Source organism: Amycolatopsis sp. CA-230715, assembly GCF_018736145.1.
Lineage (GTDB): Bacteria > Actinomycetota > Actinomycetes > Mycobacteriales > Pseudonocardiaceae > Amycolatopsis.
Genome location: NZ_CP059997.1, coordinates 6,112,438 through 6,136,781, shown reverse-complemented (window position 1 = coordinate 6,136,781; position 24,344 = coordinate 6,112,438). Strand labels below are relative to the sequence as shown.

Sequence of the window (24,344 nt, the reverse complement as noted above, 5' to 3'; positions counted from 1 at the left end):
ATGATCGAACTGGAGACCCGCGAGCTGGAGTACTTCATCGCGGTGGCGGACGAGCTGCACTTCGGCCGGGCCGCCGTCCGGCTCTCGATCGCCCAGCCCGCGCTGTCGAAGGCGATCCGGCGGATCGAAACCCGGCTCGGCGTCGCGCTGTTCATCCGCTCCAGCCGCCACGTCGAACTGACCCCCGCCGGGGCAGCGCTGCGCGAGCACGGGCGGCACGCGCTCAACGCGGTGAGCGCCGCGGTCCGCAACGCCCGGCGCGCCGGGGACGCCGAAGCGCACCTGCGGCTCGTGCTCAAACCGGGCGGCGACGCGGGCCTGCTGTCCCCGATCCTGGCCGAATATTCGCACCAGCCCGACGCCCGCCGGGTGGACGTCCTGTTCAGCGGCCCCGCCGACCGCGCCGACTTCCTGCGCGACGGCAGGGCCGACGTCGGTCTGCTCTACGCCCCGTTCGACGCGCTCGACGGTCTTGACCACGAGACGCTGCACACCGACGACCGCGTGGTCATCGTGCCTTCGGATCACCGGCTCGCCGGGCGCGCCACCGTCCGTCTGTCCGATTTGGACGGTGAAACGCTGCCGCGCTGGCAGGGTGTGCCCGGCGGCGACGGCGACGGGCCCGAGGTCGTCGACGTGGTCCAGATGCTGCAGATGATCGCGCTGGGCCGGATGATCGGGGTGCTGCCGCGCTCGCTGGTCGAACCGGTCCCGTCCGGGCTGGCCTGCGTCCCGGTGACCGATGCCCCGCCCAGCCGCCTCGTGCTCGCCTGGAACGAACAGGACCGCAGCCCGCTCGTCGCGTCCTTCGTGGCCGCGGCGCTTAGAGTGTGCGGCCATGAATGACATCACGGTGGACCACGCGGCGTTCGCTCGCGAGCTGGAGACCGATCTCGTGAGCTATCCCGAGGAACGGGGCGAGATCCTCCTCGAATCCGCTCAGCAGTGGTACCTCGCCGGTGACCACGAACGCGCCGTCCAGCGGCTGACCGAGGTGATGTCGCTCGGCGGGGAGGACGGCGCCTTCGCCAGGGCGTCGATGGCCAGCTTCCTGTTCGAGGCCGGGCGCGACGACGAGGCTCGGGAGCACCTCGAAGCCCTCAAACGCGATCCCGGGGCGACCGCACTGGTCTACGCCAACGTCGGCGAACTGTTCGAAGAGCGCGGCGACGACAAGGAAGCGCTGACCTGGTTCGCCGCGGGCTGCGCCAAGATCTCCGAGGAAGACCTCGCCCGGTACGGCGAAACGGGTTATTCGGAAGGCAGCGAAGCCCTTCACGGACGCCTGCGGGTACGGCAGGCGATGGGCTTCGCGCCCGACGACTTCGACGAAATGGTGCTGGACGCACCCTTCCCGGACTTCGACGACGAATCCGACGACGATTTCGACGACCCGGCACTCCATGAAATGACTCTGCCGTTCTGGTCCCGTGACGAACTCGTGCGCGCTCGCGAGGTCTGGCCGGAACCGGTCGAAGAGGACGCGATATTCCGCGAGCAGGAATCCATGAACCGGCAGCTCTCGGCCAACGGGATCAGCCGCATCAAAATGGTGCCGCTGTCCGTCGCCGGGCTGACCGAACTCGCGGCGGCCACCGGCGGCGATCCGGCGGATGCGGAAACTCACGACGCGTACCTGACGAAGGTCATCCGCGAAGGTGGCACGGTCCCCTGGCCACCACCGCGCAACGGCCCGTGCTGGTGCGGCTCCGGCACCAAGTACAAGAAGTGCTGCGGCCGCCCCGAAACCGCCTGAATTCCTCAGCGCGGAGACGCCTGACCGGGGTCAGGCCGTGGCCACCGATCGGTGCCGGGATCGGGTCGTCGCGATGACCAGTGCGCTGACGGCGAGCGGGGGCAATGCCCACAGTGCGGCGACGAGGTAACCGTTCCTGGTCGGGAGCATGGTGCCCGCCGAGGTGGTGGCGGCGAGCAGGAAGCCGGCGAGCGCGCTGCCGATGCTCATTCCGATGCTGCGGGCGATCTGGTTGATCGAGAGCACGCTGGCCGTCTCTTCCTGGGGCACCCCGGTGAGGACGAGCTTGGGCATCACCGCGAAGACGCCTCCGACGGCGAAGCCGAGCAGGGCGATCGCGCCGAGGACGACGAGGAGCGATTCGTTGCCCACGGCGAACAGCAGCGCGCTGGCGGCGGCGATCACGACGGAAAGCGCGTACGTCCACCGTTCGGTGATGCGCGCGATGAGCCTCGGAACCGCTTTCCCCGCAACGAATCCGAGCACCGAGAACGGGATCAGCGCGGCGCCCGCGGCGACACCGGGAAGGGCGAAGCCGTAGTGGGCGCCGGTCGGGGTCTGCACGTAGCGGGTGAACAGGCTGAAGAGCAGGTACAAACCCGTCCCTGCCACGAGGATCGCCAAGTTCGCGCGCAGGACCGGCCCGTGGCCGAGCAGCCGCAGGTTCACCAGTGGCGCCGTGGTGCGCAGTTCGATGGACGCCCACCCGGCCAGCACCACGGCGGAACCGGCGAGGATGCCACCGGCCAGCCACGCCGTCGCCCAGATCGACGGGTCGGCGATGACCAGGAGGATCCCGAGGGTGCCGAGCGCGAGGAGCAGCGCGCCGGTGACGTCGATCCGCGGCCGCTCCCCCGGCGCCTCGGCCGGCAGCGTCCGCCAGGCGATCACCAGCGCGACCGCGGAGAGCAGGAGTCCGAGCCCGTACGCGGCACGCAGTCCCGCGAGCTGGTCGAGCAGGCTGATCAACGGGTAGCCGACCCCGATGCCGACCGTCGACGCGACCGACAGCGCGGCGATCGTCGACGCCGAGCGCTCCGGCGGCAGGTGGGTGCGGGCGACGCTCATCAACAGCGCGCCGACCGCGACCGCGAGCCCCTGCAAACCGCGTCCGATCAACAGCGCCGCGAACGGAAGCGGGAGCACCGTCAGCAGTCCCCCTGCCGTGACCAGTGCGAGCGTGGCCAGGATCGTGACGCGGCGGTACGGGCCGCTGCCGAGCCTGCCCAGCACCGGGCCCGCGATCGCGCCGGTGAACAGGGTGACCGTCAAGGTCCACTGCGCGGCGTCGAGTGACACGTGCATTCCGGTGGCGACCGGGGTGATGAGGGGCGCTCCGACGCTGCCGATCACCGCTCCCGCCAGCGCCGTGCACACCAGCGCGGTGCTCAGCCGCCCGTCGCCGCGGGCGTTCATCGGTTCGTCTCGGTGGTGATGTGCGCGAACAGGCCCGCCTTGATCCGGGTGCGGACGCCCTCGGCCCATGCCTCGTCCACCTGCGCGACGTCCATCGCGGCGCCGGCGTTGAGCAGCATCCCGAAGGCGAGGAAGGTCTTCACGGTCACCGGTTCGAGCCCGGTGCCGTCCTCGGTGGTGTCCCACATCCGCGCGAAGCACGCCCGCACCGCGTCCCGCACCTCCGGATCACCGCACGCGGCGAAACCCTGGAGCTGCAACAGCAATCCCGTCCGGTCGGCCAGTAGGTCGAAGTACTGCGCGCCCATCGCCGACAGCGCCCCGAGGCCCGTCTTCCCTTCGCCCGCGTCGCGCATGCCGCCGCTGACGCGCTCGAACGCCGCCTGAACGACCTCGAGGAACAGCGCTTTCTTCGTCCCGAACATCCGGAAGACGTACGCCTGCGTGATTCCCGCTTCGCGCGCGATCGCCTCGGTCGACGCCCCGTGCAACCCGTGCTCCGCGAACTCCTTCGCCGCGATGGCGAGCACCTGGGCGCGTCGTTCGGTTCCGCTCATCCGTTCAGCCACGCCGACAAGTTACCAGTTACTAACTACTAAATAACTGTGACATCGATCCACCCGGACGAACGGAGCCGCCCCCGAATGCCCTGAAGGCCACCTTGACGGCGCTCAGTGCCGTGTTCAGTATCAGCTGTTTTGACACAGTTTGTGTATCGCAGCATGTGACACACCCGGGTCGGGTGATGTTGCATGATCTGCCGCCTGACCGGCGTTGTGGTGAGGGCCATGACGCGGAATGGGACGATCATGCGATTCGTGGACGCGATGCTGACGGCTGAAGTGCCGGTTGAGAACGTGTCGGCGTGGTGCCGGGAGCATGGTGTCGATAGGCGGACGTTCTATCGGCACCGTGCCCGGATCCAGGCCGAGGGGCAGTGGCGGCGGCGGTCGACCCGGCCCAAGACCGTGCGGCATGCTACGGCGGAGCCGGTCGTGGCTGTCGTGCTGCGGCTGCGGAAGGAGCTGAAACCGGACAACGGGGCGGACCCGATCCGCGATCGGCTTCTGGAGTTGGCCGCCGAGCGGGACTGGGCCGGACGGGGCTGGCCTGTCCCGTCGCGGGCCACGATCAACCGGATCCTGTCCCGGCACGGGCTGGCCGAGTCCAACCCCCGTAAGCGGCCCCGGTCCTCCTACCGTCGGTTCAGCTATGCCCGGCCGCGGGACTGCTACCAGATCGACGCCACCGAGGTCATCCTCGCCGGCGGGGCCACGGTGGTGGTGTTCGAGGTCCTCGACGACTGCACGCGCATGCTGGTGGCCAATCACGCCGCCGAGGCCGAAACCTCCCGTGCCGCGATCACCGCGATCACCGCGGCCATCACCGACCATGGTGCGCCCGCGATCGTGTTGTCCGACAACGGATCCGCGTTCACCTCACGCGGCCGCCACCCCAACGCCGGGCCATCGGCGTTCGCCCGCACCGTCACCGGCCACGGCTGCAGGCTGATCCATTCCAGCCCCTACCACCCGCAGACCTGCGGCAAGGTCGAACGCCACCACCAGACCTTCAAACGCTGGCTGGATCACCAACCCATCCAACCCGCGACCCTGACCGAACTCCGCACCCTGCTCGAGGTCTACCGCGAGCACTACAACCACCGCCGCCACAGCGCCCTTGGCCGGCAAACCCCCACCCATGCCTGGACCACCAGCGACAGCCACGGCGGACCCCAGCACCTGCCCGTCCAGGACGACGCCACCGTGCACCGCCTCAAAGTCAGCACCACCGGCACGGTCAACCTCGGCAAACACGCCCGGCTACGGATCGGCACCGCCCACGCCGGACACACCATCACCATCATCCGTGACAGCGACCGGGCCACCGCCTACACCAGCGACGGCGACCCGATCGGCCACATCCACCTCGACCACACCAAGACCTACCAAGGCCAACTCACCCCAGCCGCCTAACCTGTGTCACAACAACCGAGACAAACCTGCGGCAGAACTACCGAGACACGACACGGCGCTCAGTGCCGTCAAGGTGGCCTTCGGGGAAGGAAAATCGGCAGGTCACATGGTGCGGCTCAGGCGGTCGGCCAGCACGCGCGCGAACCGGGGCGGGTCGCTCAGTTCGCCGCCTTCGCCGAGCAGCGCCATGCCGTAGAGCAGTTCGGCGGTTTCGGCGACGCCGGGGTCGTCCGCCTTTTCCTCGTGCGCCTTCCGCAGCCCCTGCACGAGCGCGTGCTCGGGGTTGAGTTCGAGGATCCGCTTGACCTTCGGCATCGGCTGCCCCATCGCCCGGTACATCTTCTCCAGCGCCGGGGTCATGTCGTTCGTGTCGCCGACGAGGCAGGCGGGCGAGGTGGTGAGCCGCGTGGACAGCCGCACCTCCTTGACGTTCTCCTCCAGCTCGGTGCCCAGCCACGACAGCAGCCCGGAGAACTCCTCCTTCTGCTGCTCCCGCTCGGGTTCCTCGGACTTCTTCTCGTCCTCGGAGTCGAGGTCGACCTCGCCCTTCGCGATCGACTGGAACCGCTTGCCGTCGAACTCGCCGACCGCGTCGACCCACATCTCGTCGATCGGGTCGGTGAGGACGAGCACCTCGAAACCCTTGGCCTTGAAGGCTTCCATGTGCGGCGAGTTCTCGATGAGCGAACGCGTGCGGCCGGTCGCGAAGTAGATGTGCTCCTGGCCGTCCTTCATCCGCTCCACGTACTCGCGCAGCGTGGTGACCTTCTCCTCGTCGTGCGTCGAGTCGAACGACGAGATTTCCAGGATGGTGCCGCGGTTGTCGGTGTCGTCGAGCAGACCCTCCTTGACGACGGCGCCGAACTCCTTCCAGAACGTGCCGTAGTCGTCCGGTTTCCCGTCCATCATGGTCTTGACGGTGGACAGCACCTTCTTCACCAGCCGCCTGCGCATGAGCTGGATCTGGCGGTCCTGCTGCAGGATCTCCCTCGACACGTTCAGCGAGAGGTCCTGCGCGTCGACCACGCCCTTGACGAACCGGAGGTACTCCGGCATCAGCGCTTCGCAGTCCTCCATGATGAACACGCGCTTGACGTAGAGCTGCACGCCGCGCTTGTGCTCGCGCATGAACAGGTCCATCGGCGCGTGCGACGGGATGAACAGCAGCGCCTGGTACTCGAAGGTGCCCTCCGCCTGCATGCGGATGGTTTCGAGCGGGTCCTGCCAGTCGTGGCTGACGTGCTTGTAGAACTCGTGGTACTCGGCCTCGGTCGCCTCGTCCTTGGCACGCGCCCACAGCGCCTTCATCGAGTTGACGGTCTCGACCTCGGTCTTGGTCTCGCCCTCGGCGTCGGGGTCGGGGCGCTCGGTGGCCATCTTGATCGGCCACGTGATGAAGTCGGCGTACCGGCGGACGAGCTCCTTGATCTTCCACTCCGCGGTGTAGTCGAAGAGGTGGTCCTCGGCGTCCTCGTCCTTGAGGTGCAGCATCACCGCCGTGCCCTGCGGGGCGTCCTCGACCTCTTCGACGGTGTAGGTGCCTTCACCGCTGGACTCCCAGCGCGTGCCGGTGGCCTCGCCCGCGCGCCTGGTCAGCAGGGTGACCTTGTCCGCGACCATGAAGCTCGAGTAGAAGCCGACGCCGAACTGCCCGATCAGGTCCTGCGAAGCCGCCGCGTCCTTGGACTCCTTGAGCTTCTTCAGGAACTCCGCGGTGCCGGACTTCGCGATCGTGCCGATCAGGCCGACGACGTCGTCGCGCGACATGCCGATGCCGTTGTCGCGCACGGTCAGCACGCGCGCCGCCTTGTCGACCGCGAGGTCGATGTGCAGATCGGAGGTATCCACCTCCAGGTCCTTGTCCAGGTATGCCGCCAGCCTGAGCTTGTCCAGCGCGTCGGAGGCGTTGGAAATGAGCTCGCGCAGGAAGACGTCCTTGTTGGAGTAGATCGAGTGCACCATCAGCTGGAGCAGCTGGCGCGCCTCGGCCTGGAACTCGAGGGTTTCGACCTGTGTTTCCACCGTTGTCCTTTCGGGTGTGCCTTGACGCTCCCGATTATGGCAATTTCCGGTGGTGGCCGTGCGGGTTCGGGTGAACTCGGACGGCGGGGGCACCACCGAAGACCTAGCGTGAGCAGACATGCGGGTACTGGTGGCGGGATCGTCGGGGTTCGTCGGCGGGCGGTTGTGCCCGGCACTGGCCGAAGCCGGCCACGAAGTGCTGGCCATGACGCGGCGGCCGGAGCGGTACGCGGGCGCGGGCACCGCGGTGCGGGGCGATGTCGGAGACGAGCGGTCACTCCGCGAAGCGATGCGGGGCGCCGACGCCGCCTACTACCTCGTGCATTCGCTGGGCAGCGGCGATTTCGAACGGCGCGACGCGGACGCGGCGCGGGCGTTCGGCCGCGCCGCCGCCGACGCGGGGCTGCGGCGGATCGTCTACCTCGGCGGGCTCGGCGACGACGCCGACGACCTGTCGCCGCACCTGCGCAGCCGCCGCGAGGTCGAGCGGCTGCTCGGCGACGGCGGCGTGCCGGTGACCGTGCTGCGCGCCGGGATCGTCATCGGCGACGGCGGGATCTCGTGGGAGCTGACCCGCCAGCTCGTCGAGCACCTGCCGGTGATGGTCACCCCGAAATGGGTGCGCACCCGCACCCAGCCGATCGCGCTCGCGGACGTGGTGCGCTACCTCGTCGGGGTCCTCGAACCACCCGAGGCGGAAGGGCGCGCGTTCGACATCGGCGGCTCCGAGGTCCTCGCCTACGTGGACATGCTGCGCCGGGTCGCGGCACTGCAGGGCAGGTTCCTGGTGGTCGTGCCGGTTCCGCTGCTCTCGCCGAGGCTCTCTTCGTACTGGCTTTCCCTGGTCACGACCGTGGACACGCGCACGGGCAGGACGCTCGTCGACTCGATGGCGAACGAGGTCGTGGTGCGCGACGACGCGATCCGCACGGTGGTGCCGTTCGAACCGATGGACTACGACGACGCGGTGCTGCAAGCGCTCGGCGAGCGGGCGAAACGGAGGCGGGCGCGGTGAAGCGGCGCGGGGTGGCCGCGATCGCGGCGGCGGGATCGGGCCTGCTCGGGCTGTCGCTGTCGAGCCCGCCGGGATCGCGGCGGTTCTACGCGCTGACCGGCGGAGTCGCCGCGACGTGGGTCGCGGGCGGTCTCGCGGCCGGGCCGGTGCCGCTCGGAGACCGGCGGGTCGTGGCTCCGGTGGCGACCGGAGTTGGCGCGTTCGGCGCGTTCTACGCGAGCGCCCTCGTCGCGCGCCGGATCCCGGTCCTGAACCGGGCGCTGCGCCGCGTGCTCGGATACGCCCACCAGGGCTCTTCGCCGCCGGTGCTGCTGACCGCGCTGGTCACCGGCGCCGCCGAAGAAGTGTTCTTCCGCGGCGCGCTGTACGCGGCGGCCGGGGACCGGCCCGTGCGCGCTTCGACCGCGGCCTACGCGCTTTCGACGATGGCGACCAGGAACCCGGCGCTCGTGCTCGCGTCGGTCGTGATGGGCGCGCTGTTCGGGCTCCAGCGGCGCGCGAGCGGCGGGGTGCTGGCGCCCGCGCTCACGCACGTGGTGTGGTCGGCTTTGATGGTGCGGTTCCTGCCGCCGCTCTTCGAAAACGAGCTGCGGCAGGATGTCGAAGACGGGCTTCCCCGTTCGTCGGCTACGTGAGCCTGAGGAGGTCTTCGATGAAGTACGTGCTGCTGATCTGCGGCGACGAGTCCGCCGCCGAGCACGCCCAGGACGGCTGCGGCGGCTGGAGCGAGGAAATGGAAGCGCGCGGAGTGATCCGGGGCGGTGCGGGTCTCGCCCCGCCGCCGGACGCGACGACGGTGCGGGTGCGCGGTGACGAGGTGCTGCTCACCGACGGGCCGTTCACCGAGGCCAAGGAGCAGATCGGCGGGTTCTGCCTGATCGAATGCGCCGATCTCGACGAGGCGCTCGAAATCGCGGCGAAGCATCCGGCGGCGGGGTACGGGTCGATCGAGGTCAGGCCCGTTCTGGACGGACCTCCGAGCTGAGTGTCTGTCCTGCCCTGCCCCGTTCGTCGGGAGGGCATGACCGAAATCGAGATCGACATCGCCGAACACCGCCGTGCGCTCGCGACCGTGCTGGAGGGCCTTGACGACGGCCAATGGGACACGCCGTCGCTGTGCGCGGGATGGCGCGTGCGCGAGGTCGCCGCGCACCTCACCATGCCGTTCCGCTACAAGCTGCCGAAGGTCGCGCTCGGCATGCTCAAGGCGCGCGGGAACTTCGCCAGGATGGCCGATCGCGCCGCACGGCACGACGCGGCGACGATGACGACCGCGGAGCTGACCGCCGCGCTCGCGGACAACGCGGACTTCGTCTGGAAACCACCGGGCGGCGGGATGGACGGCGCGCTGTCGCACGACGTGATCCACGGCCTCGACATCACCGTGCCGCTGGGGATCGACCTGCCGATCCCCAGCGGGCGGATGCTGCGCGTGCTGGCCGGCTCCGATTCCGAGCGCGGGCGGAAGTTCTTCGGCGTCGACCTGAACGGGATCGAACTGCGCGCCGACGACCTCGACTGGTCGCTCGGCTCCGGCACGCCGCTTTCCGGGCGCGCGCAGGACCTCCTGCTCGTCCTTTGTGGACGGAAGGTGCCGGAGGGCAGGCTGCGGGGCGAACCGGGCGCGCGGTTCACCCGCTGAGGTCACCAGCGGACGTCGTGCCGCTCCATCACGCCGTAACCCTCGCGCAGCACGACGCCGCCGGGCAGCGTCCCGGTGAACGTGCCGAACGGCTGGCGGTACGCGCTGTCGACGAGGAGCAGCCGGTCGTGCCGCGCCCGTTCCGCCTCCACTTCGAACCGTAGTCCGTCCACAGAGGACAGATCGGGCGCGAAGGCGACCGGCGGCACCTCGCGCGCGGTGCCGTCGACCCACACGGTGCGCTCCGAGGAGGTGGCCGCGTCGTGGAGACCGTCGACCAGGTTCCACCACACGGCGCGGCCGTCCTCCGCGGTTCCGCACCCCGCGCTCCACGACCACCGCGTGACCCGCGCGTGGTGGCCGGCGGAGTCGTCCTGCAGGCCCGGCGCGTCGACCGGCACGGTGACTCCGTCGATGGTGACCTCACCGGTCGCGCGCACCGGGGTCTTGCGGGTCCACACCGGATGCGAGCCGTGCCGCGACACGACCGACACCCGCTCGCCCGCGGGAACGAGCCGCAGTTCCGCGGTCACCCCGCGCCCGCGGAACCGCACGGTGCCGTCGTCGAGGTCGACCACCTTCCGCAGCACGGTCCGCTCGCGGAACACGCCGCCGTCGCGGTGGTGCACCGCCCAGAACGACTGCGGAGCGCCCGCGATGCGGACCACCCCGGCGCACAACTGCACCCGCTCGCCGTAGACGCCGACGTATCGCCACCGCTTCAACGGCCGCATCCCGCGCATCCTCGGCAGCCGCGCCGGATCGAGCGGCGCTTCCCCGGTGCCGCGCCAAGGCAACGTGTCCATCGATCTCCCTTCGCCCGGCCGCCCGCATCGCATGCGCGCGTTGACTTATATAAGTCTCCCCTGGGATAGTTCTCGGGTGCACGCGTTCGACGTACTCGGGGACCCGGTCCGCCGCCGGATCCTCGAACTCCTCTCCGACGGCGAGCGCACGTCCGGTGCGGTCACCTCGATCATCCAAGAGGAGTTCGGCATCTCGCAGCCCGCCGTGTCGCAGCACCTCCGGGTCCTGCGCGAAAACGGCTTCGCGACCGTCCGCGCGGAGGGCACGCGGCGCCTGTACGCCGTCGACTCGGAGCCGCTGCGCGAGGTCGACGAATGGCTGTCACGCTTTCGCCGGTTCTGGAGCCAGCACCTCGACGCGCTCGGCACGGAGCTGGCCCGCGGCCGCCGCGAGCGCCGTCAAAACGATTGAAGAACCGCAGTTCGCGCGGGTGTCCGCCGAGCCGGTTCCGCCCGATTCACCTTCGATAACGTGCCCTTAACTCGCTTAACCTCCGCTTGGGTTATCCTCACCGGATGGGACGGAGACCCTGATGGCAGGCAGGAGCGCGCGCCGGCAGCTCGCCCGCAGGCTGCGCGATCTGCGCGAAGGCGCGTTCGAGGAGAAGGTCAAGCAGGACGAGCTGGCCGCCGCACTCGGCGGGCGCAAGCCGCTGAGCACGGCGGCCATCTCCACCTGGGAGAACGGCGAGATCGACAAACGCCCCTCGGAAGCACGCATCGTCCAGTACGCGCTGGTGTTCAGCACACCGTCGAGCATGCGGCCCTCGCCGCACATCCCGCGCGAGTCCGCATTGGACGATTCGACGCGGAACCGGTACGACGAGCTGCGCACCGAGTTGCTGACCCTGCGCGAGGACGCCGAAGAGGAAGCCCGCGCGGAAAAGGCGGGCGCCCGCACCTCGGTGGTGCCCGCCGACGAAATCTGGCACCACGACCGCGACGTCAAGGTGTTCGTGGTCGCCTCGGAGCTGCCGATCGACCAGCGCCCGCCGTTCGCGCGGGAAAAGGGCGCCTTCAACTACAGCAGGCTCGCCAGGTACGCCGATCTCGACGCCTTCTTCACGATGTTCAACTCGCTGACCAAGCGCGGCTACCGCAACCTGAGCCACCGTTCGGCAGGCGAGCGCAGCATCGGCACCGCCCGCACCCTCGTGCTGCTCGGCGGCCCGGCGTGGAACCCGCTGACCAGGACCATGCTGCACCTGCTCGACCTGCCGATCCAGCAGTGCCTGCGGCCCGACGGCGAACCGGACCACTTCCTGCGGCCGGACGGCTCGCCGGTGCTGCCGACGATCATCGAAACCGGCGGCGGCGGGAAGGAAATCATCGAGGACGTCGGCCTGTTCGTCCGGGCGCCCAACCCGATGAACACCGAAACCGACGTGACGATCTGCAGCGGGATCTACACGCCCGGCGTGCTCGGGTCCGCGCTGGCGTTCACCTACCCCGGCATCGCGCACGAGAACGTCCAAGCGGTGCGCGAGCACCTCGGCCAGGCGAGCGCGTTCGCCGCGCTGTTCCGGGTGAAGGTCATCGACGGGCGCGTGCCGACGCCGCGGCTGGCGCACGAAATCATCGACTGCGTTTCGGCGGGCTGACATGACGGCCTCGATCGTCATCCCCGCCTACGACGTCCGCCCCGCCTACTTCGCCGAAGCGGTGGAAAGCTGCCTCGGCCAGACCTTCCGCGGCGAGCTGGAACTGGTCGTCGTGGACGACGGATCGCGCGCGAAGTTCCACAAGGCGTACCGGGAAGTGGTGCGGAAGGCGCGCGGCGCGGTCCCGGTCCGGCTGGTCCGCGTGCGGGGCAACCGCGGCCTCGCCACCGCCCGCAACGTCGGCATCGCCGCAGCGACCGGCGAGATCGTGGTCCTGCTCGACGCCGACGACCTGCTCGCGCCCCGCTGCGTGGAACTGGCGCACGCCGCGCTCGACGGCTCCGGGCTCGACTTCGTCTACACAGACCACGAAAAACGCAGCGCGGACCTGTCCGAGGTGCTCCACGTGCGGCGCAAGGCCCTGTTCCAGCGACTGCTGGAACAGCACGCGGGCACGCCGTTCGATCCGATGCTGCACGCCACGTTCCTCATCCACTGCCACGCGTTCCGCCGGGAAGCGCTCCCGGTGAACCCGTTCAATCCGTCCTACGTGGTCGGTGAAGAAGTGGAGCTGCACGCCAGATTCTCGCGCGATCGTCCACTCCGGATCGGCCACGTGCCGGAAGTGCTCTACCATTACCGCGACAATCCCGACGGGATCTGCCATTCCCCGCTCTACTCCCGCCTGATCCGCTCCATCGAGAAGATCCTCGCCGCGGAAATGGCGCTCCGGCTCGGTGAACCCGTCCGGACCGAGAAGATCGGGCGCTGCGCGCGCACGCACGCCGCGCTCTACCGGCACACCACGGCCGCGGGCGCCGTCGTCGCGGCGCCCTACCTCGACTACGCCGCCCAGTCCATAGTGGACACGAGCGGGCAGGCGGCCCCCGATCCCGAGTTCTCCCCGGAGCGTCCTCGATGACGGACACCGCAGCCGGTACGCGGATACCGACCGGCAAGGCCCAGATCGGCGAGCGCTGCTTCGTCGCCGATTCCGCGCGGCTCGCGGTCGCGAGCGAGGCGACCTTGCTCGCGATGACGAGGGAAGGCCGCGAACCGGATCCGCGCGAGGTGACCGTCGGCGACGGCACGCTGCTGCTCGACGGCGTCGTGGTGCAGGAAGGCAGCACCATCGGCGCGGACTGCTACGTCGGCAGGTCCGTGCACATCGGATTCGACTGCGAGATCGGCGACCGCTGCCGGATGGAGTACCGGGCCGAGATCTGCGACCGCGTCCGGATCGGCGACGGCACGGTGATCGGCGGTTTCGTCTGCGACGGCGCCGAACTGGGCGCCGACTGCGTGATGCTCGGATCGCTGGTGCACTCGGTGCGGGAGCCCGATCTCCCGTGGGGACAGTTCGAACCGGACCCGATCCTCGCCGACCGGGTGTTCGTCGGCAGGGGCGCGGTGGTGGTCGGCGGCATCGTGGTGGGGAACGGCGCCTACGTGGCGGCGAACGCGACCGTCACGAAGGACGTGCCGGACGACCACGTCGCGATCGGCACGAACAGGTTCGTCCCGATCGCCGAATGGCACGGCAAGCTGGAGCGCAAGAGCTGGTCCGGCGTTTCCTAAGCGGCGGAGCCGCTTGAGTGGGCAAGCAACTTGCACCGCCGGGGGTTCTCAGCGGTCTTCTCGCGAGGACAGCTTCAACGTGGTGAATTGGCATTCATGAGTTGGAGATCCCGGAGCGAGAAGGCAGCTGAGGTTCCGCCACCCGCACCGCCACTCAAGCCACTGCCAAAGACTTCTAGCAGAGCGTGCCGCCGGTGGTGGAGCAGGCGATCTCGTGCGCGGGCGGGCCGACCACCGAAGCGGCCATGTTCGCCACCTGCACGACACCGACCACGAGTAGCACGAGCGCCGCGGCGAGCACGATCTTGAGCAGGTAGCGCCAGAGGACCATGGCGATCAGGCACAGCACGATGAACGTCGTGAGCATCACTGGTCTCCCATCTCGAACGGCAGGCGGCCAGTTCGAGGCGATGGCCAGTCCGTACCCGGGAGGACCCGCGTCAGGTGTCCGGCCTGCCCTGCTCTGGCGCCGACATCGGTTGCCTCTCACTCGACTTAACGATGACTTAAGCAACTTCACCATCTCATCCGGTGAAGTCCGGGTCAACTAACGGTTCGGGATTCATCCCGCTGGCCGAACGCACAAAAAAGGGGCGCGCCCGGTGACCGGGCACGCCCCTTCTCTGCTCGCGTCAGCTCATCGGCAACGCGGCGTAGTGCGGCTGGGCACCCGCGACCTTCGCCGCGGCCGACGGCGCCGCCGCGGTGGCGGGCGGCGTCGGCTCGGGCTGCGGAAGCGGTGCGCACTCGACATCCGCGGTGCGCCCCGGTTTGCGGGCCGGGAGCGCGCCGGTGGTCAGGTAGTCCGCGATCTTCGAGTCGACGCACGTGTTGCCACGGGGAGTGACCGCGTGGCTGGTGCCGCCGGGCTCGGCGATCAGGCGCGCACCCGGGAACCGGCTGCGTGCTTCGAGGCTGCCTTCGTACGGCGTCGGCGCGTCGAGCGTCTCGTCGATCATGAGCACACTCTCGACCTTGCTGCCGTTCACGTTCACCGGCTTGCCCGCCTTGCCGTGCCAGAACACGCACGGCGCGTTGTACCAGGCGTTCTGCCAGGTGAAGTAGTTGCCCTTGAGGAAGGTGCGCCAGTTGTCGACGCGCCACTGGTTCCAGTTCTGCGGCCACTGCACGTCCGAGCACTGCACGGCGAGGTACACGGCGTACCCGTTGTCGTCACCGCGCCCGCCGAACTGCTCGAACAGCTTCTTCATGGTCTGCCAGTCGCCGGAGTTGACGAACTTGGCGAACGCGTCACCGAGGACCGGCCAGCGGACCTGGTAGTACGACGCCTGCTGGAACACGTCGGTCCACTCGTCCGCGCCGACCACACCGCCCGCGGGCTTGAACGACAGCTTCAGGAGCTGCTCGTCGAACACGCGCTTGACCGCGGCCTGGGTCTTGCCGAGGTGGTAGACGTCGTCGTGCTGGGCCACCCAGCCGAACCAGACCTTCAGGTTGACGTCGAACGCGACGTCCTGGTTCAGGTTGGCCTGGTACCAGACGTTGCGCGGGTCGACGGTGCTGTCGAGCACCATGCGCCGCACGCGGTCCGGGAACATCGTGCCGTACACCTGGCCGAGGTAGGTGCCGTACGAGTAGCCGTAGAAGTTCATCTTCTCCGCGCCGAGCGAGGCGCGGATGCTGTCCATGTCCTTGACCGTGTCCGTGGTCTTGATGTGGTCCAGCAGTTCGGGGTTCTTCTTGGCGCACGCGTCGGCGTAGCCCTTGGCGCGGTCGAGCCAGGTCTTCTCGAGCTTGGGCGTCACCGGCAGGTAGCTCGGCCGGTTGTAGTCCATGTAGTTCGGGTCGCATGACAACGCGGGCTTGCTGGTGCCGACGCCGCGCGGGTCGAACCCGATCCAGTCGTAGAAGTCGCCCGCGTGGTTCGGCAGCTTCGCGCCGCGCGCCGCGAGGCGGAGCCCTGATCCGCCGGGACCACCGGGGTTGGTCAGCATGACGCCTTGGTACTGGGCGTCCGCCACCTTGTGCTTGACCCGCCCGACGGCGAGCTGGATCTTCTTGCCGTTCGGGTTGTCGTAGTCGAGCGGCACGTCGAGGAACCCGCACTCGCCGCCAGCGGCGATGAGCGTCGGGTCGGTGCACGGCCCCCAGTTGATGGTCGCGACGGGTGGTGCCTGCTGCGGCGCGGGCGCGGCGGTGGCGGACGGTACCGCCAATACCGACGAAGCCAGCGTCGCGGCACCCACCGCGGCGAGGAAAAGACGTCTCACTCTCGATACCCCTATCCGATGAGCTGTGCAGCGTCTGCACGTGATCGGGTGCACCCTAGTCCGGCGCGGAGAAGAACGGCAGCACCGAAAGTCGGGCCGGTTTCCGCCTGGTATGCCGGAATCAGTCCGCCGCCTGCCCGTCGAGCTGCCGTTTCACGTGCGCCGGGAGCACGCATGCCTTACGCGCCACCAGTTCCGCGAACGCGGCCGTTACCGGATCGGGATCTTTCCTTGCGTACACGGCGAGCGCCCGCACTACCGGCGGGCTCGGCCGGAGCACGCGACCGGAAAACCGCGCGGGAATCACGTTCGCGGGCACCAGTGCGGGCCCGAGCCCCGCAGCGGCCAGTAAGTGCGCGGCTGCGGTCTGTTCCGTGCGAACCGAAGCCCTCGGCGTGAACCCCGCCGCCGCGCACGCTTTGTCGACCAGCACACCGAGCCCGTTCCCCGGTGCGTAGTGCACCCAGCCGCGGTCCGCGAGTTCGCCGAGCGCCACGGTTCCGCTGTTTTGCGGCGCCTCGTCGTCAGGAGCCAGCACGACAACGAACTCCTCCTCGCCGATCATCCACACGGGACCGTCCCATGCGGACGGTGACGGCCCGACCGCGACATCGGCCTCCCCCGCCACCATCGCCGCCTCCAGCTCGTCCGCGTGGCGGTGCTCGACGAGTCTGATGTGGACTTCGGGATGCGCACGCCGCCACGCCCGCAGCACGGGCGGCAACACGCCGAGCGTCACGGAGTAGACCGAAGCCACCTCCAACTCGCCCGCCTCAAGCCCGGCCGCCTGCCGCGCCGCCTTCTCCGCCCGCTGCGAACCGGCCAGCGCCGCGCGCGCGTGCGGCAGCATCGCCCGCCCCAACGGCGTCGCCCTGACCCCACGCGGCAACCGCTCCACCAACCGCCCGCCGACCACCCGCTCGAGCGTTTTCACCTGATGCGACAGCGCGGACTGGGTCACGTGCAGGATTTCGGCGGCGCGGGTGAAAGACCTCTCGTCGATGATCGTGACGAGGTATTCGAGTTGGCGCAGGGTCGGCATGGGTACAGGTTATCCCGGGACTCCGGTCCGGTCGCCGTGCCAGGGATCCACTTCAAAGAAGGCTTTGGACCGAAACTATCGTGAGTCGGCTGGAAAGTTCGGGCGCTGGCTGCGCATTCGAATTCATCCGCGCGGACCACGATCTGCCAGCGACCGCGACAAAGAAACCTTTCCCGGCGACGAGAGCACCAGCTTTTGCCGTTGATCGTGTGGCGACATCTGCCACTGCATCGGGCAACGGCCCAAAAAGTCCTCATCCCGGAAGGGGTCGGCTTGCGAGTTCGGCCTCTCGTTGCACAGCCGGGTCTTTTTCCTTGACGACAACTGTTCTCTTCCGTCCACTTCAGACTATCTTCGTGATTCACCTGGATGGATCAGTCGAACCTCTGTGCGATCGCGGTAGAATTGTGGCGTGTCCGAGAACTCTTCCCTTACACCGCAGCGGGAGCTGTGGCAGCTCGCCGCGCGCGAGAAGGCCGCGCTGCTGCGGGAAGAGTTGATGTCCTTGTGGCAGCAGGAATCCCGGGTCTGCCAAGTGATCGCGGAACTCGACAACGACGGCACACGCGAACTCGGGTACCCCTCCACCGCGGCACTGGTAGCGGAGATCGCGCGGACTTCCTCGGCCGCGGTGCGGAAACTGGTGGCGCGGGCGCTCGCGATCAACCCCAGCCGGGGTATCGATGGCACGGAAATTCCCGCCGCGGCGCCGCTGACCGGAGAAGCCGCGGCCGAAGGAGCGATCTCACCACTGCATGTGGATGGGATCGTGTCGGCGCTGCAGGCGATCCCGGACACCGTGCCGATCGAGGAGCGGGAGAAGACCGAGAAGACTCTGGTCGATCTCGCTCGGAACGCGACCACGGCGGAGGTCGCCGAGGCGGGTCAGCGGTTGCGCGACACCCTCGACCCCGACGGCACCGAACCCCGCGACACCCCCGAACCCAAACGCGCGTTCCGGTACCGCCAAGGCAAAGACGGCTCCATCAAATTCGACGGCTACCTCGACCCGGTATCCAGCGCGAAAACCCTCGCACTCCTAGAACCCCTGGCACTGCCCCATAAAGAGGACAACCCCCTGGTGCGCGGCAAAGACGAACGCTACGGGGATGCGTTCATGGAGATCGTCAACCTCGCCGCGAGCCATCCGGATGCGCCGAACCACAGCAGCACCCGAGGCGACATCGTCATCACCATCCCCCTCGAACTCCTCCAAAAGGGACTCGGGCACGCCTGCCTCGACCTCGTCACCGGCATCACCGCGAGCGAAGCCCGCATCCTCGCCTGCGACTGCAAAATCATCCCCGCCATCCTCGGCACCGACGGGCAACCGCTGGAATACGGCCGCGCCAAACGAATCGTGACCGAAGGCCTCCGCCTCATGCTCGCCATCCGCGACGGCGGCTGCGCTTTTCCGGGCTGCAACCGAAAGCCCCGACACTGCGACGCCCACCACGTCCGAGAATGGTGGAACGGCGGCACCACCGACCTCGGCAACCTCGTCCTCCTCTGCGGACACCACCACCGCCTACTCCACACCAGCGACTGGAAAGTCCGCATGATCAACGGCATGCCCGAATTCACCCCACCCGAACACGTGGACCCCTGGCGAAGACCCCGAACCAACACCCTCCACACCGCACAACCCCGCGCCGCGTAACTGGAAACCCGCCACACCGGCGGGCATCCAGTGGAACCGCCGCGCCATCCGACCGCGCCACCATGAAAACGGCCTGGCTGTCGCGCCATTGTGTCCACAATAGAGCTTCACTTCCCACGACAGCCTGCGCCCGTCACCTTCTCCTGGACGTCGGCAAGAGCCTTCGCGATACGCTGCAACAAGGCCTTCTGCATGGCACCCGCTGTCGCCCAAGCCGCGTAGCAATCCCGTGCGCGACCGCCTTCGACCTCGCCCAGGTCGCCACCGCCGTTCGCGCACGCCTCACAATCACCGCACACCAACCGAAGGGACCGTCGATGATCACGGATCCGATGCTCATCCGGATCGGCGAGGCGGTGCAGCTCGGCCACCAGGGCAAGCGGGACGCCGCTCGTGCGCTGCTCGCGGCGCTCTGGGAGGAAATCGGTGGCGATGAAGGGGACGCGCTGCACCGGTGCACGCTCGCGCACGCGATAGCGGACGTGCAGGACGACGTCCGGCAGGAGCTGGTTTGGGACGAGCGGGCGCTGGCAGCCGCTGGCTTGCTGACCGATGCGCGGTTGGCGCTGGCCGGGGTGGAACTTCCGGCGGCCGGGCTGTACCCGTCGCTGCACCTGAACCTGAGCGAGTGCTACCGCAAGCTCGGCGAGCTCAACCGTGCCCGAGAGCACTTGGAGCAGGCCCAAGCCACTATCGACGTGCTCGGCGACGACGAGTACGGGCGGATGATCAAGGACGGGCTGGCGCGGGTGGCCGAACAGCTGCGCTGACCTGACAACGCTACGGCGTGCCGAGCCACTTCGTGAGCGCGGCGGTCAGCTCAGCCGCGGAAGGCGAAGCGGAGGCCCACGCCACGTACCCGTCCGGCCGCACGAGCGCACCGACTTCCGGGTAGTCCCGCGAAACCAGCGACACCACGCGGCCTTCCCATTCCTCGCCCGCGGGCACGGGGCCGAGTACCACCGCCTCGCCCGAGCGGGCGTGGTCGCTCAGCCGCGAGCCGTCGGCGAGTTCGAGATCGGGTGCCAGTGCGCCGACGAAGGGCAGGTCGCCCGGCAGGTCGTAGCGCTGGTTGACACCGGAGATCCGCTTCACCACGTAGGTCGCGCCCGCCGGGGTGTCCAGCAGGTCTTCCAGCACCGAGCGCAATGCGACGGTCCGCTCGTCCCGGCGGCCGAGCGCGCTCTGCGCGCCGCACCACCGTTGCACGGCGGCGCCGACGGGATGGCGTTCGGCGGTGTAGGTGTCCACAAGGGACTCCGGCGCGAATCCCCTCGCCACGGCGGCAAGCTTCCAGCCGAGGTTCATCGCGTCGCCGAGCCCGAGGTTCAGCCCCTGCGCACCGGCTGGCGAGTGCACGTGGGCCGCGTCGCCCGCGATCAGCACGCGCCCCTTGCGGTAGGTGACCGCGTGCCGGGTGTTGTCGGTGTACCGGGTGCCGACGTGCAGTTTCTTGACGGTGACCTCGGTGCCGCTCACCCGGCGCAGGCTCGCCTGGATCTCTTCGGCGGTGACCGGGGCGGACCGGTCCAGGTCGGCGCCGCCGTACTCCACCGTGTGCACCCGCGGCGACGGCCCCTCCTGCCAGCCACCGACGACGTAGTTGCCCCGCTCGCCCTCCACCCAGTCGCCCGTGGACAGCCGCGACGCGTCCTCCATGTCCACAATGGCCACCCGGCCGACGAATTCCGTTGCGGTGCCGGGAAAATCGAACCCAGCGAGCTTGCGGACGGCACTGCGCCCGCCGTCGCACCCGACGAGCCAGCGCGCGGACACCGACGAGCCGCCCGCCTCGACGCGCACCTCCTCGTCCCCTTCGGGACAGGTGAACCCGGTGACCGGGGTATCGAAGCGGACGTCCGCACCCAGCTCGCGCGCCCGCGCCAGCAGGATGTCGAGCAGGTCCTGCTGCGCGATCACCCCGGCGCCGAGCGCGTTCGACGCGAGGTCCGGGTCAGCCCAGTCCACCCGGTCGATCCTGACCGGGATACCGGAGAAGTGCCCGACGAACCCCGCACCGAGGAAAATGTCCTCTTCGGACTCTTCGGACTCTTCAGGCTCGGCGGGCGCACCGGAGGCGGGCGGTGGCTCGTCTCCCGCCCACATCAGCGCCGCGCTCCGCACCGCGGGCAGCACCCCGCGCCGGTGGAACGCGTGGACGGTGGGCAGGTTCAGCCCGCGCGCGCCCATCGACCCCTGCTTGAGCGGGTCCGCCCGCTCCGGATCCCGTTCGAGTACGAGCACCGAGGCACCGCCCAGCCGGAGCTCTGCCGCCAGCACGAGCCCGACCGGCCCGGCACCCGCCACCACGACGTCGAAGACCACTACATCCCCCTGTTAAAACAGCGAACGTTGTTCCCAGTAAGGCTCAGACTAGCAACCCGGTACACTGTTCGCAATTACGATCGGAGGTCAGGTGCCCGACGAACACCCGGTGATCTGGGCGCGTCCCGAACGCGGAACCCGCGGGCCGAAACCCGCGCACACCCGGGACGAGCTGGCGGCGGCGGCCCTCCGCGTCGCCGACGCGGAAGGCCTCGACGCGGTCACCATGCGCCGGGTCGCCGCCGAACTCGGCGCGGGCGTCACCTCGCTGTACCGGTACGTCACCGGCAAGGACGAGCTGATCGACCTGATGTCGGACGCCGCGCTCGGCGAGCTGGACCTGCCCGCGCTCACCGGGAAGTGGCGAGCCGATCTCCGCGCCGCCGCCAGGCTGCTCTACGACCTGATCCTGCACCGCCCGTGGCTCGCGGCGGCCGGGACCGCCAGGCCGTCACTGGGACCGAACGGGCTTCGCTGGATGGAGTACCTGCTCAGCACCGTCGAGGACGCGACGGCCGACCCGGACGAGATGCTCACACTGGTCGGCGTCGCGACGATGTTCGCGCACGGCGCGGCCTCGCTGGACCTCGCCGACGACCAGGCGCGCCACCGGTCCGGCCTCACCGACGAGCAGTGGATGGCCGCGCAGGGCAGCTACGGCGACGCGGTGATCACCGGCGGCCGTTACCCGCTGCTCGCCAGGGTGATGGTCGAAGCGACGATCCCGCACGCGAACCAGCCGCGCGACATCCGGTTCACCATCGGCATCGAGCGCCTCCTCGACGGCATCGAGGCGAACCTGCCCGATTGACGGTGCACAACGGAACCACGCGATATTCCGCGAACCGATCGGTAACCGGACGATCGGCGTCACCGGGACGGCGTACCACCCGACACCGGACCGCACGGCCACACCGAAGGCCGAGATGCGCAATTCGGGCATCCGCCGTCATTATCGCGACCTTTTTACCCGGGGCGATCGCGATGACCAGGCACGATGAGTTCTTCACCGCACGCGGGGCCGGTTCGTGACAATCTGACAAGCAACGCGGGGATCCCGAAACCATTCTTCCAATAATTGGCGGGCTGCTAAAATCCACTTAATCCGATCGGATACACCACGCGGTCCAGACCACTTACGGAAGGTCACATCCATCCGCCGATATTGTGAAACGGAGTCGAGACGCCATCGAGACTCCACCGGTCGGCCCAGTTGTGCTAATTTATTTTCTCCACAGAGAGACGTAAAATTATTCGCGCCGCAACGGGGGAGCCCAGCATGACGTCTGCCGCCCATTCCGCCACGTCGCAGCCCCGGCGTACCGCGGGTGCGAGCAGCTCGCGAAAGGTGTTGCAACTACTGCTGTCGTTCACCGAACGACGGGCGGAGTCCAGCGTCGCCGAACTCGCCACGATCATCGGGACGCCGGTCGCCACCACGTACCGCTATGTCGCACTCCTCAAGGAACTCCAGCTGCTCGAAGAAGGCAGGGCTGGGCGCTATCGGGTGACCTCACAGGTGATGCCGCTGGCCAGGGCGGCGCAACAGGCCAATGATCTCACCAGGCTCGCCAGGCCCGCGATGGAAGAGGCGGCGAGGAAGCTCCGCGAGTCGATCATGTTGTTCCAGCAATTCGGTGACACGGCCGTGTGCGCCGAGCTGGTGGAAAGCGATCCCGGCGTCCGCCCGGTGTTCACCGCGGGCCATTCGATGCCGCTCGGCAAGGGCGCGTCCGGGAAGATGCTGTTGGCGATCTTGCCCGAATATGAGCGCGAACGGATCGTTTCGAGCATCGCATTGCGGCTGGGGCCGGGTTATCGCGACGAGATCCAGCGGGCGGCGCTCAACCGGTACGCGCTCAGCGCCGACGAGACCACCGAAGGCGTCTGGGCGTGCTCGGTGCCGGTGCCCTATTCCGGGAACCGGCCGAGCGCGCTGACCGTGGCGGCGCCGTCGGCACGGCTCACCGACGAGGCCAAGCGCATCGCGGTGACCACGCTGCAGGTGACCGCGGCGCGCGTGCATTCCGCGGTGTCGTCCTACTCCTGATCCCCCGCGCCGAAGTCCGCGATCTCTTCGGCGGTGTAGCCGAGTTCGGCGAGCACCTCCGCGGTGTGCTCACCGAGCAGCGGCGGGGCCGAGGTGGGTGCCGCCGGGGTGTCCGAGGCCTTGATCGGGAAGCCGGTGCCGCGATAGGTGCCCACCCCCGCGTGCGGCAGTTCGACGATCTGGTCGCGTTCGGCGGCCCACGGATCCGCGTAGACCTCGTCGATGGTCGCGATCGGGCTCGCCGGGATGCTCGCCGCCTCGAACGCGTCGAGCCATTCCGCCGCCGGTTTCCGGCACAGCACGGCGTCGATCATCTTGTTCAGCTGGTCCCGGTGCGCCGCGCGGCTGGCGTTGGTGCGGAAGCGCGGATCGTCGGCGATGGTCAGGCCGAGCACATCGCAGAACCGGTGCCACAGCTTCTCGCTGCCCACCGCGATGATGATCCAGCCGTCCGACGCCTCGTACGCCTGGTACGGCACGATGCTCGGATGCGCCGATCCCATCCGCTTCGGGCGCGGGGTGTCGTAGAAGTGCGCACCGGCGGCGTAGACGTGCCACGCCAGTTGTGAGTCCAAAAGGGACACATCGAGGTACTGGCCCCTGCCGGTGGTGTGCCGCGCCTGCAACGCCATGAGCACCGCGATGATCGCCCAGGTGCCCGCGTTCAGGTCGGCGACGGGGAGGCCGACCTTGGCCGGGGCGCCGTCGGGCTCGCCGGTCAGCCCCATCACGCCGCCCATCGCCTGCGCGACGAGGTCGTAGCCCGGCCGGTCCCGGTAGCGGCCGGTCTGCCCGAACCCGGTGATCGACACGTGGATCAGGCGCGGGTTCAGCTCGGCGAGTTCGGCGTAGCCGAGGCCCCACTTCTCCAGCGTGCCCGGCCGGAAGTTCTCCACCAGCACGTCGGATCCGGCGACGAGCCTGCGCACCGCGTCGCGCCCGCGCTCGGTCTTGAGGTCGAGCACGATGCCGCGCTTGTTCCGGTTGGTCGCGAGGAAGTAGACCGCCTCGCCGGTTTCCCCGACGAACGGCGGGCCCCAGGTGCGGGTGTCGTCGCCGTGCCCCGGCGGCTCGACCTTGATCACCTCGGCGCCCATTTCGCCGAGGTACTGCGTGCAGTACGGCCCGGCGAGGATGCGGGACAGGTCGAGCACCCGGAGGCCTTCGAGCGGTCGCATCCGCCCTCCTTCACTTCTCGGCTGGCTCCCAGGCTATTGGTCGGCG

Annotated in this window: 24 protein-coding genes; 15 read left to right on the top strand and 9 right to left on the bottom strand. The window is 69.0% G+C overall.

What is annotated here, in order from left to right; all coding sequences use genetic code 11:
* Positions 1-846 carry a LysR family transcriptional regulator gene (locus HUW46_RS29490; RefSeq protein WP_215542042.1) on the top strand — a complete coding sequence of 282 codons (846 nt, stop codon included), beginning with the start codon at positions 1-3 and terminating at the stop codon, positions 844-846.
* A complete protein-coding gene (locus tag HUW46_RS29485) occupies positions 839-1,756 on the top strand; it encodes an SEC-C metal-binding domain-containing protein (protein WP_215542041.1) in 918 nt (305 codons plus the stop codon). Before HUW46_RS29490 ends, HUW46_RS29485 begins: the two co-directional genes overlap by 8 nt.
* Before the next feature lie 30 nt (positions 1,757-1,786).
* Here HUW46_RS29485 and HUW46_RS29480 read toward each other — a convergent pair whose 3' ends face one another.
* The gene (locus HUW46_RS29480) at positions 1,787-3,172 is read right to left on the bottom strand and encodes an MFS transporter (protein WP_215542040.1); all 1,386 of its coding nucleotides are present in this window, start codon (positions 3,170-3,172) and stop codon (positions 1,787-1,789) included.
* Positions 3,169-3,741, bottom strand: a complete 573-nt coding sequence (locus HUW46_RS29475) for a TetR/AcrR family transcriptional regulator (RefSeq protein ID WP_254125000.1) — start codon at positions 3,739-3,741, stop codon at positions 3,169-3,171. The genes HUW46_RS29480 and HUW46_RS29475 overlap by 4 nt, the downstream gene beginning before the upstream one ends.
* Positions 3,742-3,981: 240 nt before the next feature.
* Here HUW46_RS29475 and HUW46_RS29470 point away from each other — a divergent pair, with 240 nt between their 5' ends.
* Positions 3,982-5,148: a DDE-type integrase/transposase/recombinase gene (locus HUW46_RS29470; RefSeq protein WP_254124945.1), complete on the top strand. Its 1,167-nt coding sequence runs from the start codon at positions 3,982-3,984 to the stop codon at positions 5,146-5,148.
* Between the two features lie 102 nt (positions 5,149-5,250).
* On the opposite strand, the gene htpG is transcribed toward HUW46_RS29470, so the two are convergent.
* Positions 5,251-7,170: a molecular chaperone HtpG gene (gene htpG, locus HUW46_RS29465; protein WP_215542039.1), complete on the bottom strand. Its 1,920-nt coding sequence runs from the start codon at positions 7,168-7,170 to the stop codon at positions 5,251-5,253.
* Positions 7,171-7,288: 118 nt separating this feature from the next.
* Here htpG and HUW46_RS29460 point away from each other — a divergent pair, with 118 nt between their 5' ends.
* From HUW46_RS29460 to HUW46_RS29445, 4 genes are read left to right on the top strand one after another with little or no spacing between them, the layout of a single operon-like run.
* Positions 7,289-8,185, top strand: a complete 897-nt coding sequence (locus tag HUW46_RS29460; RefSeq protein ID WP_215542038.1) for an NAD(P)H-binding protein — start codon at positions 7,289-7,291, stop codon at positions 8,183-8,185.
* Positions 8,182-8,820 (top strand): CPBP family intramembrane glutamic endopeptidase, encoded by a 639-nt coding sequence (locus tag HUW46_RS29455; protein ID WP_254124998.1) that lies wholly within the window; start codon positions 8,182-8,184, stop codon positions 8,818-8,820. The genes HUW46_RS29460 and HUW46_RS29455 overlap by 4 nt, the downstream gene beginning before the upstream one ends.
* A 17-nt stretch (positions 8,821-8,837) precedes the next feature.
* Positions 8,838-9,170, top strand: coding sequence for a YciI family protein (locus HUW46_RS29450; RefSeq protein ID WP_215542037.1), 333 nt, complete (start codon positions 8,838-8,840; stop codon positions 9,168-9,170).
* A 36-nt stretch (positions 9,171-9,206) separates the two neighbouring features.
* On the top strand, positions 9,207-9,827 hold the full coding sequence (locus tag HUW46_RS29445; RefSeq protein ID WP_215542036.1) for a maleylpyruvate isomerase family mycothiol-dependent enzyme: 621 nt from the start codon (positions 9,207-9,209) through the stop codon (positions 9,825-9,827).
* Between the two features lie 2 nt (positions 9,828-9,829).
* Here HUW46_RS29445 and HUW46_RS29440 read toward each other — a convergent pair whose 3' ends face one another.
* Entirely contained in the window at positions 9,830-10,633 is an 804-nt protein-coding gene (locus HUW46_RS29440; RefSeq protein WP_215542035.1) for a DUF2804 family protein, read from the bottom strand.
* Positions 10,634-10,709: 76 nt separating this feature from the next.
* On the opposite strand from HUW46_RS29440, the gene HUW46_RS29435 reads away from it, so the two are divergent.
* The 4 genes from HUW46_RS29435 (at position 10,710) to HUW46_RS29420 (ending at position 13,812) form a co-directional block, all read left to right on the top strand.
* Complete coding sequence (locus tag HUW46_RS29435) at positions 10,710-11,045, top strand: ArsR/SmtB family transcription factor (protein ID WP_215542034.1); 336 nt, start codon at positions 10,710-10,712, stop codon at positions 11,043-11,045.
* Between the two features lie 121 nt (positions 11,046-11,166).
* Positions 11,167-12,234, top strand: a complete 1,068-nt coding sequence (locus tag HUW46_RS29430; protein ID WP_215542033.1) for a helix-turn-helix domain-containing protein — start codon at positions 11,167-11,169, stop codon at positions 12,232-12,234.
* Position 12,235: 1 nt separating this feature from the next.
* The gene (locus HUW46_RS29425; RefSeq protein WP_215542032.1) at positions 12,236-13,156 is read left to right on the top strand and encodes a glycosyltransferase family 2 protein; all 921 of its coding nucleotides are present in this window, start codon (positions 12,236-12,238) and stop codon (positions 13,154-13,156) included.
* Positions 13,153-13,812, top strand: coding sequence for a DapH/DapD/GlmU-related protein (locus HUW46_RS29420; protein ID WP_215542031.1), 660 nt, complete (start codon positions 13,153-13,155; stop codon positions 13,810-13,812). The genes HUW46_RS29425 and HUW46_RS29420 overlap by 4 nt, the downstream gene beginning before the upstream one ends.
* Positions 13,813-13,987: 175 nt before the next feature.
* Here the strand turns inward: HUW46_RS29420 and HUW46_RS29415 are convergent, their stop codons facing one another.
* The 3 genes from HUW46_RS29415 to HUW46_RS29405 all read right to left on the bottom strand — a co-directional run bounded on the left by HUW46_RS29415 (position 13,988) and on the right by HUW46_RS29405 (position 17,085).
* Positions 13,988-14,179 carry a hypothetical protein gene (locus HUW46_RS29415; RefSeq protein ID WP_215542030.1) on the bottom strand — a complete coding sequence of 64 codons (192 nt, stop codon included), beginning with the start codon at positions 14,177-14,179 and terminating at the stop codon, positions 13,988-13,990.
* A gap of 265 nt (positions 14,180-14,444) precedes the next feature.
* Positions 14,445-16,043, bottom strand: a complete 1,599-nt coding sequence (locus HUW46_RS29410; protein ID WP_254124996.1) for an alpha/beta hydrolase — start codon at positions 16,041-16,043, stop codon at positions 14,445-14,447.
* Positions 16,044-16,164: 121 nt separating this feature from the next.
* The gene (locus HUW46_RS29405; protein ID WP_215542029.1) at positions 16,165-17,085 is read right to left on the bottom strand and encodes a LysR family transcriptional regulator; all 921 of its coding nucleotides are present in this window, start codon (positions 17,083-17,085) and stop codon (positions 16,165-16,167) included.
* 412 nt (positions 17,086-17,497) lie between these two features.
* On the opposite strand from HUW46_RS29405, the gene HUW46_RS29400 reads away from it, so the two are divergent.
* Entirely contained in the window at positions 17,498-18,745 is a 1,248-nt protein-coding gene (locus HUW46_RS29400; protein WP_215542028.1) for an HNH endonuclease signature motif containing protein, read from the top strand.
* A gap of 317 nt (positions 18,746-19,062) precedes the next feature.
* Entirely contained in the window at positions 19,063-19,515 is a 453-nt protein-coding gene (locus HUW46_RS29395; protein ID WP_215542027.1) for a hypothetical protein, read from the top strand.
* Positions 19,516-19,525: 10 nt separating this feature from the next.
* Here the strand turns inward: HUW46_RS29395 and HUW46_RS29390 are convergent, their stop codons facing one another.
* Positions 19,526-21,070, bottom strand: coding sequence for an FAD-dependent monooxygenase (locus tag HUW46_RS29390; RefSeq protein WP_215542026.1), 1,545 nt, complete (start codon positions 21,068-21,070; stop codon positions 19,526-19,528).
* Positions 21,071-21,161: 91 nt separating this feature from the next.
* On the opposite strand from HUW46_RS29390, the gene HUW46_RS29385 reads away from it, so the two are divergent.
* Positions 21,162-21,881, top strand: coding sequence for a TetR/AcrR family transcriptional regulator (locus HUW46_RS29385; protein ID WP_215542025.1), 720 nt, complete (start codon positions 21,162-21,164; stop codon positions 21,879-21,881).
* 468 nt (positions 21,882-22,349) lie between these two features.
* Positions 22,350-23,120, top strand: coding sequence for an IclR family transcriptional regulator (locus tag HUW46_RS29380; protein ID WP_215542024.1), 771 nt, complete (start codon positions 22,350-22,352; stop codon positions 23,118-23,120).
* Here HUW46_RS29380 and HUW46_RS29375 read toward each other — a convergent pair.
* Positions 23,111-24,298 (bottom strand): CaiB/BaiF CoA transferase family protein, encoded by a 1,188-nt coding sequence (locus tag HUW46_RS29375; protein ID WP_215542023.1) that lies wholly within the window; start codon positions 24,296-24,298, stop codon positions 23,111-23,113. The genes HUW46_RS29380 and HUW46_RS29375 overlap by 10 nt on opposite strands.
* Positions 24,299-24,344 lie beyond the last annotated feature (46 nt).